The 245-nt window shown below is 55.1% G+C and carries 1 rRNA gene; it reads left to right on the top strand.

The features are described from left to right. A 16S ribosomal RNA gene (locus WFN61_RS20820) occupies positions 1–245 on the top strand; the annotation flags it as partial.

Raw genomic sequence — 245 nt, 5'->3', positions numbered from 1 at the left:
ACGGGAGGCAGCAGTGGGGAATATTGCACAATGGGCGCAAGCCTGATGCAGCCATGCCGCGTGTATGAAGAAGGCCTTCGGGTTGTAAAGTACTTTCAGCGGGGAGGAAGGGATTAAGGTTAATAACCTTAGTCATTGACGTTACCCGCAGAAGAAGCACCGGCTAACTCCGTGCCAGCAGCCGCGGTAATACGGAGGGTGCAAGCGTTAATCGGAATTACTGGGCGTAAAGCGCACGCAGGCGG

Origin of the sequence: Pseudescherichia sp. AS216, assembly GCF_037152055.1 — a bacterium.
Classification (GTDB): domain Bacteria; phylum Pseudomonadota; class Gammaproteobacteria; order Enterobacterales; family Enterobacteriaceae; genus Pseudescherichia.
This window is presented reverse-complemented; position numbering and strand designations above follow the sequence as displayed.